Here is a 10,934-nt window from a genome sequence, read left to right as displayed (position 1 = left end):
CGCAATCCCTCCTGCGCCACGGTAATCTGAAAATGAGCGCTATCGACAATCTTCCCCCTCTGCGCGAGGTCATCGCAACCCACCAGCTTTCGGCGCGAAAGTCGCTGGGCCAGAACTTCCTGCTGGACCTGAATCTGACCGCCAAGATTGCGCGACAGGCCGGAGATCTGTCCGCGTGCGATGTGTTGGAAATCGGCCCTGGCCCAGGAGGTCTGACTCGGGGTTTGCTGTCCGAGGGCGCGCGGAAAGTGGTCGCGGTCGAGAAAGACACCCGCTGCATTGCGGCCCTGAACGACATTGCCGCTGCATATCCCGGCCGTTTGGAGGTCATCAACGGTGACGCGCTCGAGATTGACCCGCTGACACATCTAACGCCACCAATCCGGGTCGCAGCCAACCTGCCCTACAACGTCGGAACTGAGCTTCTTGTGCGGTGGCTGACCCCCCCCGAATGGCCCCCGTTCTGGCAAAGCCTGACCTTGATGTTTCAGCGCGAGGTCGCTGAACGGATCGTGGCGCAGCCCGGCGGCAAAGCCTACGGACGCCTTGCCATCCTTGCGCAATGGCGCGCCGAGGCTCGGATTGCCATGTCTTTACCTCCCGGCGCGTTTACGCCTCCGCCCAAGGTTTCAAGCGCCGTGGTCCATCTAACTGCCCTGCCCGAACCCAGGTATCCCGCGAACCCCGCCACACTATCCCGTGTCGTGGCTGCAGCCTTCAACCAACGCCGCAAAATGCTGCGCGCATCGCTAAAGGGCATCGCCCCGAATATCGAAGACAGGTTATTGGCGGCCGGGATTCAACCAACTGAACGGGCCGAGCAGGTGCCGCTTGAAGCCTTCTGTGCATTGTCGCGCGAGGTTGATAACGCTTGAAACAAAAAAGCCCCGGGTCGAACCTCGGGGCTTTGTCTTGTTTTGTGCGCCTTTGATTACTCGGCGGCCTCGGGCGCATCACCTTTGTCCGACGATGCGTCTTCCGACGGCGCAGGCTTGGGCTTGCGCGTACGGGGACGGCGCGCCGGTTTTTCCTTCTTCTCGGCAGCTTCGCCTTCAGCACCCTTATTTTCAGGGGTCTCCACCAAACCGGATTCAGGCGAAGCGGCTGCGGGTGTGAAATCCATCACGTCAGGTTGCGGTGCATCGGCCGGATCTGATTGGCGCGCGGCTTCGCGTTCCTGACGCTCAGCGCGTTCGCGATCACGTTCAGCCTGACGTTCACGGTTCTGCCGCTCCTGTTCTTCGCGGCGCGCTTCCATTTCGCGTTGCGCTTCACTTAGCAGACGCAGGTAGTGCTCGGCGTGTTGCTGGAAATTTTCCGCGGCCACGCGGTCATTAGACAACTGCGCGTCACGAGCAAGCTGGTTGTACTTGTCAATGATCTGCTGGGGCGTGCCACGCACTTTACCCTCTGGGCCCGAGCTTTCGAAAACCCGGTTTACTACGTTGCCTCCAGAAGGACGATTGCGGTTATTCTTGGCCCGCGAGCGGGATTTGGAAGATCTCATCTACTTTCGTCAGCCTTGTCATTCGATGTCGAACCTTTCGCGTCTTGCACTGCTCAAAGGCTTTTGCTGTGACGCGATGTCGACTTTTTGGGCTTGGCGTCAGGGGCGCGCTGTAACGGCGTCAACCTCGCTGACTAATCCTGAGTAAACATGTCCGGCGCGTGCAGACAAGGGGTTTGTACTAAATTTCGCAGCTTTTTTACATCAATCGGCGTATTTCAGCCTCAGCGCACAGATTCACTGCGACATTCTGGCAAATACAACACGGTCGCGACCATCCAAATCGGGAATTATCCTTATGTCGACCAATCCAGCAGCATCAAACAGCGCAGAAACGCTCAGGCCCTGCGTCGGCCCAATTTCGACCAGCAAACGCCCACCGGGTAACAGAAAATCAGGAACACCGGCAGCAATACGACGGTAAGCTCCCAAACCGTCGCCCTCGTCCGTCAGTGCCATGCGCGGTTCATGCTCACGCACTTCGGGGGACAATTCCGCCATTTCCGGCAGAGAAATATACGGCGGATTGGAAACAATCAGGTCAAAGTTACCATTAATGTCTCCGAACCAATCAGACTTGATAATCTCGATACGGTTTTGAACTTGATGCTGAACCGCGTTCGCGCTGGCTTGCAGGCAAGCAGCCTCACTTAGGTCAACGCCTAGCCCCGTTGCGCTGGTTCTTTCCGCCAATAAGGTGATCAGAATGCACCCGGACCCGACCCCAAGGTCCAGAACATGACCGAAAGGTTCGTTCAACGCCGCCTCGATCAGCGCCTCGGTCTCCGGTCGAGGGTCCAACACATCGCCGCTGACCCGAAAGCGGCGGCCATAAAACTCCCTTTCCCCCAGCAGGTGGGAGACCGGCACTCGAATGGCGCGCAAGGATATCAATTGGTCGTACCGTTCGGCGATCTCCGGCGAAAGCTCCTCGGGGGCGATCAACGTGACGCGGCTGGCTTCGATTCGCGCGGCATGGGCCAACAACACTCGGGCGTCACGCGCCGGATCAGCAACCCCGGCAGCCCGAAGCCGCGCCGTTGCAGCGACCATGGCCTGCGCCGCTGTCAACGCAGCAATCATTGCGCCATCTCAGCCAGCAGGCGGGCTTGGTCATCGGCTGTCAGCGCATCTATGACCTCGTCCAGATCGCCCTGCATGACCTGATCCAGCTTGTACAAAGTCAGGTTTATGCGGTGATCGGTCATCCGGCCCTGTGGAAAGTTATACGTCCTGATCCGCTCGGAACGGTCGCCAGAGCCCACTTGGCTGGCTCGGTCGGCGGACCGTTCGCTGTCGATCCTCTGACGCTCCAAATCATAAAGTCGCGTCTTCAGAACCTGCATTGCGATTTCACGATTACGGTGCTGGGACTTCTCAGAGCTTGTAACCACAAGACCGGTCGGAAGGTGGGTGATGCGCACAGCCGAATCTGTCGTGTTCACGTGCTGACCACCCGCACCCGAACTGCGCATGGTGTCGATACGAATGTCATTCGCGTCAATCTGGATATCCACATCTTCGGCCTCGGGCAGCACCGCAACCGTCGCAGCCGATGTGTGAATCCGCCCACCGCTTTCCGTTTCGGGAACGCGCTGAACTCTGTGAACTCCGGATTCATATTTTAACCGCGCAAAGACGTTGTCGCCCTTTATATGCGCCACGACCTCTTTGATGCCCCCAAGGTCCGAAGCCTGTTCTTCGATGATCTCAAAACGCCAGCCGTGTGCCTCGGCATAGCGTTGATACATGCGCAACAGGTCTCCCGCGAACAAGGCAGCCTCGTCCCCTCCGGTTCCGGGGCGAATTTCCAGCATCGCAGGGCGCGCATCGGCCGCGTCACGGGGCAGCAATGCCAATTGCAGCGCGTGTTCCGCTTCGGGGATGCGGGCCTGCAAGTCTGGGATTTCTTCTTCGGCCAACTCCTTCATATCGGGGTCTGCCAGCATCGCCTGCGCTTCCGCCAAATCCGCCACCAACAGTCGCCAGGCCGTGATCTGTTCGACAACCGGTTTGAGGTCAGAATACTCCTTGGCCAAAGCAGCAATGTCCCCACCCGCCGCGCCGTCTGACATCGCCGCTTCGAGGTATTGGAATCGCTGAGTTATCTGTTCTAGGCGTTCTTCGGGGATCATCCCCGGGGGTGTCTAACAATCCGGGGCTTTGGTCAAGGGCCGACCGTATGCTAAGCTGCTGCGCATGAGATGGTTTACGCTTGTCCTGACGCTGTTTTCCACACCGGCCATGGCCGACTATGTTGGCCCGGATGGCAAGGTGCGCGATTGCTATTGCACCGATACATCCGGCACCCGCATCGAACTGGGCGAGATGATCTGCCTGCAGGTCGATGGCCGTATGTTCATGGCACAGTGCCAAATGTCGCTGAACGTACCAATGTGGCGCGAAGTGCAGGAAGGCTGCCTGTCCTCAGGGCTTGAGCGCAGTCAGCCACCCATCAACACGGTTGCGGTTTACCCCAAAATCTGAGCGCCCAAAGCGCAGGCGCGCGTGGATGCGCAGCGTGTCGCCATCCTGCTGGGCGGTCGCGTAGTCGGGAAAGCCGATCACTTTGGTGCGGGTGACATAGGTGACCATCCCTTTGTCCACTGACCCCGCCAAAACCGTTGTACGGGGTGTGTTACGCGCAATTGCATCCAGACGCGCCAGCCCGTCGGGGCCAGTTTCCAAAACCCGAAACACTCCGCCTTGCATATCGCGATCCGCCTGACCGGTGGGCACTACGTGCCATCGCGTAGGATCGGACGGTGCCAGCCTGATATAAGCGCCCAGTACGACGACCGCCGCAACAACAAGGAAAATGAGCATTTTCTTCATCCCGACCCTATTCTTTTATAAACCTTATTCGGAATACAGGCCTGGACAAGTCGTGAGGCAGGCTTTTACCGCGACGTCACACCTGGCAGGATGCACATAAGCTCGAACAAAAGGTTAGCCGCCGTCAGCGCCGTGTTGCCGGTCGTGTCATAGGGCGGCGAGACCTCGACTAGATCGCACCCCACAACGGTCAGACCGCTGAGTGCATGGATCAACTGCAAGGCCTGCGGCGTGGTTAGCCCCGCGATTTCTGGCGTGCCCGTTCCAGGAGCAAAAGCCGGATCAAGGCTGTCAATTTCGAAGGTGATATAAGTCGGGTGATCCCCGATTGTCTTCCGTATCTGAGAGCCAACTTCCGTCAGGTTCTGCTGCCACAATTCCAACGCCGGAAACTGCCGAAATCCCCATTCCTTTGCTTCGTTGAAATCCGTCGTTGAATAACCCGAACCGCGAATTCCGACCTGAAAGACCTTGTCAGGAACGATCAGACCTTCTTCGTAGGCGCGGCGAAAGACGGTGCCGTGTGTCTCACGCTCACCAAACATTTCGTCGTCTACACCTGCGTGGGCATCCACGTGAACCAACGCCACAGGCCCGTGCTTGGCCGCAATTGCCCGTAAAATCGGCAGGGTGATCGAATGATCACCTCCCATCGCGACGGGCGTCACATCCTGCGCCAGAATAGCATCATAGCTTTCCTTAATGATCTCGAGGCTTTCGGACAGGGAAAACGTGTTGATCGCAAGATCACCGATATCGGCAATCTGCAGGTTGTCGAACGGAGCCGCGAATGTGGCCATGTTGAAAGGCCGGATCATCGCGCTTTCGCTGCGGATCTGTTTCGGCCCGAACCGTGTGCCCGACCGCCATGAGGTGCCGATATCCATCGGAATACCCAAAACGGCCACATCCAACCCGGCCAACGAATCCACTTGCGGCAAGCGCATGAACGTATTCGGCCCGGAAAACCGTGCCAGATCATTGCCGCTGAGGGGCTGGTTGAAGTCTTTCATGCCAATATCTCTCCCATCCGTTATTTTGGTTAACGTGATAGAGGAAAGATGGCTAACCAATGGTTAAGGCTGCAACTTGTTCCACCCCAAAAGGCAAATAATCTGCGTGGCGACATGCGCGCCGGCGATCGCCGTTGCGCCGGATGTATCAAACGGCGGAGATACCTCGACAACGTCCCCGCCCTTGATGTTGATACCGGCGATATCGCGCAAGATGATCTGCGCCTGAATGGAACTCAGCCCACCCCAGACGGGTGTACCTGTACCCGGCGCAAAAGCGGGATCCAGACCGTCGATATCAAAGCTAAGGTAAACGGGACTGTCACCCAGAATGCCCTTAATCTTCTGCGCGACGGCAGCGGGGCCGGATTCATAAACCTCGCGCGCGTCGATGATGTTGACACCCAGCGTGTCCTCGTTGGTGGTCCGGATTCCGACCTGCACCGATCGCTTGGGATCCACGATGCCCGACTTCACCGCCTTGTAGAACATCGTTCCGTGATCCACGCGCGACATGTCGTCATCGGCCCACGTGTCCGTATGCGCATCAAACTGCAGCAAGGAAATCGGCCCGAATTTCTCGGCATAAGCCTTGAGGATCGGAAAGCTGATATAGTGATCCCCGCCCAAAGTGACCGAAGCCACATCGGCGGCTAGTATCGTGCGGATATGATCGGTCAGCGTATCTGGAAACGCCGGGATATTGGCGTAGTCATAGGCCATGTCACCATAATCGACGATCGCCAGTTCACTCAGCGCGTCAAAAGGCCAGCCATAGGGCGCATCGGGTGATTGCAGCGCACTGGCCTCTCGGATTGCGCGCGGGCCAAGTCGGGTTCCGGGGCGGTTGGTCACCGCCTGATCGAACGGCACTCCAGTCACGGCTATGTCCACGCCCTTTAGGTCCTTGGTGTACAGCCGCCGCAGAAAGGACGTCGCCCCGCCAAACGTATTTTCATAGGACAACCCCTTGAGGTCAGGATTGGTAAACGCCTCGTCTACCTGATTTTTTGCATCTTCCAGTGCCATTTATTCCCCCGTTCAGCCCAGCGGCTGCGCCTTTTCGACAATCCGCGCGAAAAAGGATGCCCCAACCGGCGCGATCTCGTCGTTAAAATTGTATTTTGGATGATGCAACCCGGCACTTTCACCTTGCCCCAGAAACAGGTACGCCCCCGGACGCGCATTCAGCATGAACGAGAAATCCTCGGCCCCCATCATCGCAGATATGTTCGTGAACACCCATTCGTCTCCCGCCACGTCCCGCGCGACATCGGCGGCAAACCCGGCTTTGTCTGCGTCATTGATCGTTGCGGGGTAATTGATCTCATAATCCAACCTTGCTTCAACCCCATAAGACAGTGCTTGCCCCTGCACGATCTGCTCCATCCGTTCCATCACCATCTTCTGAACAGACGGATCGAAGGTGCGGACGGTTCCGTTGATATAGGCAGTATCCGGGATCACGTTGTTGACCGTTCCGGTGTGAATCTGGGTGACCGAGATAACCAGATCGTCCAGCGCATAGTTGTTGCGGCTGACAATGGTCTGAATGGCCTGTGCTATTCCACAGGCCGCCATCACTGGATCGCGAGTTTCGTGTGGCATGGCCCCGTGGCCGCCAAGACCCTGAATGTGAACTTCAAACGTGTCGACAGCCGCCATGATCGGGCCGGGCGTCGTCTGGAATGCCCCCTCAGGGACACCGGGCGCATTGTGCAATGCATAGACCTGAGAAATATCGAACCGGTCCATAAGCCCCTCCTCGACCATGACGCCTGCTCCGCCACCTTCTTCTTCCGCAGGCTGAAAGATCAGGGCCACGCGGCCGCGGAAATTTCGTGTCTCAGCCAGATAACGCGCTGCGCCCAACAACATTGTCGTATGACCGTCATGGCCACAGGCATGCATATTACCCGGTTTGGTCGACGCATATTCGACCCGGGTTTCCTCGGGGATCGGTAGGGCATCCATGTCCGCGCGCAGGCCGATTGTCGGCCCCTCGCCCTGCCCGTTGATGATCGCGACAATCCCGGTTTTGGCAATTCCTTCATGCAGCTCGTCAACGCCAAATTCACGCAGTCTGTCGGTGACAAAAGCTGCGGTTTCATGGCATTCGAACTCCAACTCGGGAATCGAATGCAGGTGTTGTCGCCAAGCGGTCATATCGGCGGCAAAATCGGCAATTCGGTTGACGACGGGCATCTGGGGTGGACTCCTGATCCTGACTGCGGAATGGATGCATCTGACACCGGAACGAAAGGGTTCGCAATGGCCGAAAATCCTCTGATCCACGATAGCGACGCAGGGATCGAACGCCTGCTGGAAATCATGCGCCGCCTACGCGACCCGCAGACCGGCTGCCCGTGGGATATCGAACAGGATTTCGCCACCATCGCCCCCTACACCATCGAAGAAGCCTATGAGGTCGCCGACGCCATCGAGCGTGAGGCGTATGACGAGCTGAAAGGCGAATTGGGCGATTTGCTGTTCCAATCCGTCTTTCATGCGCAGATGGCCGAGGAAGCCGGGCATTTCACCTTTCAGGACGTAGTCCGCACCATGTCAGACAAAATGGTCACGCGTCATCCTCACGTGTTCGGCGACGAATCCCGCGACAAATCTGCCGAGCAGCAGACGCTGGATTGGGAAACCATCAAGGCAGCGGAACGCGCTGGCAACGAACAAAAAGGCGCGCTGGATGGAGTGGCGGCTAACCTGCCCGCCCTGTTGCGCGCGCATAAGCTGCAAAAACGCGCCGCCCGCGTGGGGTTCGACTGGCCCGATGCCAGTCATGTGCTGGCGAAGATCACCGAAGAGGCCGCCGAGTTGGAAGAGGCCCGCGACAGCATGGACGCCGACGCACTAGAGGATGAGTTCGGTGACTTGCTCTTCGTGATTGTCAATCTGGGCCGCCATCTCGGGATTGAACCCGAGGCAGCCCTGCGCCGCACCAATGCCAAGTTCACCCGCCGGTTCGAACAGGTCGAGGCCCGCCTTGCGGCGCGTGGCAAAATGCCTTCACAAAGCGATCTGACCGAGATGGACGCCCTTTGGGACGAGGTGAAAACCGAAGAACACCGCGCCAACGGCAAACTCCCGCCGGTGGATGCGGTTGCGGACACCTAAAAACGGCTGGACAAGTGCCGGGACACTTGCAAGTGTCCGACCTTCACGCCCCCGGAGACGCCCATGCCCCCTCGTAAAATCATCATCGATACTGACCCCGGCCAGGACGACGCCGTGGCCATCCTGCTGGCGCTGGCCAGCCCCCAAGAGATTGAGGTTCTGGGCATAACCGCCGTCGCTGGGAACGTGCCGTTAGACCTGACGTCCAAGAACGCCCGTATCGTCTGCGAACTGGCCGGACATACCGAGGTGCCGGTTTACGCCGGGTGCGACCGCCCATTGAAACGAGCGCTGGTCACGGCAGAACATGTGCACGGAAAAACCGGTCTGGACGGCCCGGATCTGCCTGATCCGCAGATGCAACTGACCGACGGGCATGCGGTCGACTTCATTATCGACACCCTGCGCGCGCATGAGCCAGGGACGGTCACGTTATGCCCGCTGGGGCCACTGACAAACATCGCAACCGCCTTTACCAAAGCGCCTGATATCGTGGATCGAGTGCAGGAAATCGTGCTGATGGGCGGCGCGTATTTCGAGGTTGGCAACATTACCCCCACCGCAGAATTCAACATTCACGTCGACCCAGAAGCTGCTGATATCGTGTTTAAATCAGGTCGCCCTATTGTCGTTATGCCGTTAGATGTCACGCACAAGGCGCTGGTCACCAAACCCCGCAACGACGCCTTCCGCGCGCTGGGAACCAAGGTCGGTATCGCCGTGGCCGAGATGACGGATTTCTTCGAACGCTTTGACAAGGAAAAATACGGCAGCCAAGGGGCACCACTGCATGACCCGTGCGTCACTGCCTATCTGATCAAGCCCGAATTGTTCTCGGGTCGTTTCGTGAATGTCGAGATTGAGACCCAATCAGAACTCACGATGGGTATGACGGTCGCCGACTGGTGGCGCGTCACCGATCGCAAACCCAACGCGACATTCATAGGAGATGTGGACGCGGACGGGTTCTTTACCCTGTTGACCGAACGGCTGGCCCGACTATGAGCGCTGCCCTGCGGCTTGCCCGCCCCGAAGATCTGGACCGCTTGGTGGGCCTGGTCACTGCATTCCACTCCGAGGAAGGTATCGCTCAGGATGCGGATCAGACCCGCAACGCTCTGGCCCCGCTATTAGAGGGCATCCCCCACGGATGTGTCTACCTGATCGGACCCGGACGGGCACCGTTGGGATACATCATCCTGACATTCGGTTGGTCCGTCGAATTCGGCGGCATGGACGGCTTTGTGGACGAGATCTACATTCGCCCTGCCGTTCGCGGCCGAGGAATTGCATCCGAAGTATTGCTAGACCTGCCAAAGGCACTGGCCGGAGCTGGGCTTACCGCCCTGCATCTTGAGGTCGACCGCACAAACGAGGCAGCTCAGAAACTGTATCTGCGCACCGGGTTCAAACCGCGCGATCGGTATTTGTTAATGAGCAAGAAGCTCTGAATTCAGATCAATCACGGACGTCACTGCCCGTGATGTCACGCACAGGCCTTAGCGAGCCTCACCACGATAGATGTAAGTGGGCGATTCCATATCCCGAACCGGGTCACTTGCTGAAACCGGATCGCCAGTGATCGGATATGTGCCAGGTGCTGAACATGCCGCCAAAAATACAGTGCCGACTACCGACGCTACGAGAAGGAATTTAGAACCAGTCATGGTGTTCTCCTTTCTGTAATAAAGTCAGGGTACGAGACCAACCGGCCCTCCTAATAGGGAAAAGTTCACACATAAGTGCAATAATGCTCACTTAAGTAGCGGTTTTTTAAATTTCTCCTTCCATAACAACAGGAAAGAATGTCGAATAATTTCGACTTTTTTAGCCCAAAATCGCGCTATTTCTGCAAATCCATTTCAAAAAACAGCAGATGACCATCTGCAACCTCGGGGATTTCCGAATAGGCGTCACGCAATTCAAACCCCATCGACAGATAAAGGCGTGTTGCGGCCTCAAGTGGTTTTCCTGTGTCCATCCGAATAATACGAAACCCCTTCAGGCGGCAGGTTTGGATCAGATCACTCATGATCGCGTACCCGGCACCGGTACCTCGGGCTTTCTCGTTCACGAATACACGCTTGATTTCAGCCACACCGGGTTCAATCGTATGGAACATCCCACATCCGACAGGCTGATCATCCTTTAACGCTAGCCGGACACCTCCTGTGGGTGCCGCGTGCTCAACCTCGATGGCATCCATCAAACGGGCGTATTTCTCACGCGGGTAGAATGTTCTGACAATGCGTTGGGATTTTTCATCCAGCGTCAGAAGAAATGCGCGGTATTCCCAACACAAACGCCGGACCGCATCAAAGTGGTCCGGCGTTTCGGGGTCTATGATTGAAAGCAAAACCTGATCCTCGAAACAAATTCGAGGATCAGGTTAACATTCACCGCTTCAGGATCGAAGCCCCAGCGTATTCGGCGACCTCGCCCAGCGATTC

General features: G+C 57.5%; 14 protein-coding genes. 5 read left to right on the top strand and 9 right to left on the bottom strand.

The window, feature by feature from the left end; genetic code table 11:
• Nucleotides 1-32: 32 nt before the first annotated feature.
• Nucleotides 33-875: a 16S rRNA (adenine(1518)-N(6)/adenine(1519)-N(6))-dimethyltransferase RsmA gene (gene rsmA, locus GOV88_RS12695; RefSeq protein ID WP_171121653.1), complete on the top strand. Its 843-nt coding sequence runs from the start codon at nucleotides 33-35 to the stop codon at nucleotides 873-875.
• Between the two features lie 56 nt (nucleotides 876-931).
• On the opposite strand, the gene GOV88_RS12690 is transcribed toward rsmA, so the two are convergent.
• The 3 genes from GOV88_RS12690 to prfA all read right to left on the bottom strand — a co-directional run bounded on the left by GOV88_RS12690 (nucleotide 932) and on the right by prfA (nucleotide 3,642).
• Complete coding sequence (locus GOV88_RS12690) at nucleotides 932-1,507, bottom strand: DUF4167 domain-containing protein (RefSeq protein WP_171240660.1); 576 nt, start codon at nucleotides 1,505-1,507, stop codon at nucleotides 932-934.
• A 237-nt stretch (nucleotides 1,508-1,744) separates the two neighbouring features.
• On the bottom strand, nucleotides 1,745-2,590 hold the full coding sequence (gene prmC / locus GOV88_RS12685) for a peptide chain release factor N(5)-glutamine methyltransferase (RefSeq protein ID WP_171240659.1): 846 nt from the start codon (nucleotides 2,588-2,590) through the stop codon (nucleotides 1,745-1,747).
• Nucleotides 2,587-3,642, bottom strand: a complete 1,056-nt coding sequence (gene prfA, locus GOV88_RS12680; protein WP_171211326.1) for a peptide chain release factor 1 — start codon at nucleotides 3,640-3,642, stop codon at nucleotides 2,587-2,589. The genes prmC and prfA overlap by 4 nt, the downstream gene beginning before the upstream one ends.
• Before the next feature lie 64 nt (nucleotides 3,643-3,706).
• Between prfA and GOV88_RS12675 the strand changes: the two genes are divergently transcribed.
• Nucleotides 3,707-3,994, top strand: coding sequence for a hypothetical protein (locus GOV88_RS12675; RefSeq protein ID WP_171121657.1), 288 nt, complete (start codon nucleotides 3,707-3,709; stop codon nucleotides 3,992-3,994).
• Here the strand turns inward: GOV88_RS12675 and GOV88_RS12670 are convergent.
• The 4 genes from GOV88_RS12670 to GOV88_RS12655 all read right to left on the bottom strand — a co-directional run bounded on the left by GOV88_RS12670 (nucleotide 3,935) and on the right by GOV88_RS12655 (nucleotide 7,560).
• A complete protein-coding gene (locus GOV88_RS12670; protein WP_171121658.1) occupies nucleotides 3,935-4,342 on the bottom strand; it encodes a DUF1499 domain-containing protein in 408 nt (135 codons plus the stop codon). The two genes, GOV88_RS12675 and GOV88_RS12670, sit on opposite strands and share 60 nt — an antisense overlap.
• 65 nt (nucleotides 4,343-4,407) lie before the next feature.
• A complete protein-coding gene (gene speB / locus GOV88_RS12665; RefSeq protein ID WP_171240658.1) occupies nucleotides 4,408-5,355 on the bottom strand; it encodes an agmatinase in 948 nt (315 codons plus the stop codon).
• Between the two features lie 63 nt (nucleotides 5,356-5,418).
• Entirely contained in the window at nucleotides 5,419-6,384 is a 966-nt protein-coding gene (gene speB, locus GOV88_RS12660; RefSeq protein WP_171211324.1) for an agmatinase, read from the bottom strand.
• 12 nt (nucleotides 6,385-6,396) lie between these two features.
• The gene (locus tag GOV88_RS12655) at nucleotides 6,397-7,560 is read right to left on the bottom strand and encodes a M20 aminoacylase family protein (RefSeq protein WP_171240657.1); all 1,164 of its coding nucleotides are present in this window, start codon (nucleotides 7,558-7,560) and stop codon (nucleotides 6,397-6,399) included.
• A gap of 66 nt (nucleotides 7,561-7,626) precedes the next feature.
• On the opposite strand from GOV88_RS12655, the gene mazG reads away from it, so the two are divergent.
• The 3 genes from mazG (at nucleotide 7,627) to GOV88_RS12640 (ending at nucleotide 9,935) form a co-directional block, all read left to right on the top strand.
• Complete coding sequence (mazG, locus tag GOV88_RS12650; RefSeq protein WP_171240781.1) at nucleotides 7,627-8,484, top strand: nucleoside triphosphate pyrophosphohydrolase; 858 nt, start codon at nucleotides 7,627-7,629, stop codon at nucleotides 8,482-8,484.
• A 63-nt stretch (nucleotides 8,485-8,547) separates the two neighbouring features.
• Entirely contained in the window at nucleotides 8,548-9,489 is a 942-nt protein-coding gene (locus GOV88_RS12645; RefSeq protein WP_171240656.1) for a nucleoside hydrolase, read from the top strand.
• Nucleotides 9,486-9,935 (top strand): N-acetyltransferase, encoded by a 450-nt coding sequence (locus tag GOV88_RS12640; RefSeq protein WP_171240655.1) that lies wholly within the window; start codon nucleotides 9,486-9,488, stop codon nucleotides 9,933-9,935. Before GOV88_RS12645 ends, GOV88_RS12640 begins: the two co-directional genes overlap by 4 nt.
• A 48-nt stretch (nucleotides 9,936-9,983) precedes the next feature.
• Here GOV88_RS12640 and GOV88_RS12635 read toward each other — a convergent pair whose 3' ends face one another.
• The gene (locus tag GOV88_RS12635; protein WP_171121664.1) at nucleotides 9,984-10,151 is read right to left on the bottom strand and encodes a hypothetical protein; all 168 of its coding nucleotides are present in this window, start codon (nucleotides 10,149-10,151) and stop codon (nucleotides 9,984-9,986) included.
• 176 nt (nucleotides 10,152-10,327) lie between these two features.
• Complete coding sequence (locus GOV88_RS12630; protein ID WP_171240654.1) at nucleotides 10,328-10,840, bottom strand: GNAT family N-acetyltransferase; 513 nt, start codon at nucleotides 10,838-10,840, stop codon at nucleotides 10,328-10,330.
• Nucleotides 10,841-10,934: the final 94 nt, after the last annotated feature.

Origin of the sequence: Ruegeria sp. HKCCA5491 (assembly GCF_013034565.1) — a bacterium.
Lineage (GTDB): Bacteria > Pseudomonadota > Alphaproteobacteria > Rhodobacterales > Rhodobacteraceae > Ruegeria.
Note: the sequence above shows the minus strand (reverse complement) of the source record. Positions and strands in the feature narration are given on the sequence as shown.

Excerpts from the sequence above, each read along its gene's own strand:
- rsmA (WP_171121653.1), top strand. The coding sequence starts at position 33 with ATGAGCGCTATCGACAATCTTCCCCCTCTGCGCGAGGTCATCGCAACC.
- GOV88_RS12690 (WP_171240660.1), bottom strand. The coding sequence starts at position 1,507 with ATGAGATCTTCCAAATCCCGCTCGCGGGCCAAGAATAACCGCAATCGT.
- prmC (WP_171240659.1), bottom strand. The coding sequence starts at position 2,590 with ATGATTGCTGCGTTGACAGCGGCGCAGGCCATGGTCGCTGCAACGGCG.
- prfA (WP_171211326.1), bottom strand. The coding sequence starts at position 3,642 with ATGATCCCCGAAGAACGCCTAGAACAGATAACTCAGCGATTCCAATAC.
- GOV88_RS12675 (WP_171121657.1), top strand. The coding sequence starts at position 3,707 with ATGAGATGGTTTACGCTTGTCCTGACGCTGTTTTCCACACCGGCCATG.
- GOV88_RS12670 (WP_171121658.1), bottom strand. The coding sequence starts at position 4,342 with ATGAAGAAAATGCTCATTTTCCTTGTTGTTGCGGCGGTCGTCGTACTG.
- speB (WP_171240658.1), bottom strand. The coding sequence starts at position 5,355 with ATGAAAGACTTCAACCAGCCCCTCAGCGGCAATGATCTGGCACGGTTT.
- speB (WP_171211324.1), bottom strand. The coding sequence starts at position 6,384 with ATGGCACTGGAAGATGCAAAAAATCAGGTAGACGAGGCGTTTACCAAT.
- GOV88_RS12655 (WP_171240657.1), bottom strand. The coding sequence starts at position 7,560 with ATGCCCGTCGTCAACCGAATTGCCGATTTTGCCGCCGATATGACCGCT.
- mazG (WP_171240781.1), top strand. The coding sequence starts at position 7,627 with ATGGCCGAAAATCCTCTGATCCACGATAGCGACGCAGGGATCGAACGC.
- GOV88_RS12645 (WP_171240656.1), top strand. The coding sequence starts at position 8,548 with ATGCCCCCTCGTAAAATCATCATCGATACTGACCCCGGCCAGGACGAC.
- GOV88_RS12640 (WP_171240655.1), top strand. The coding sequence starts at position 9,486 with ATGAGCGCTGCCCTGCGGCTTGCCCGCCCCGAAGATCTGGACCGCTTG.
- GOV88_RS12635 (WP_171121664.1), bottom strand. The coding sequence starts at position 10,151 with ATGACTGGTTCTAAATTCCTTCTCGTAGCGTCGGTAGTCGGCACTGTA.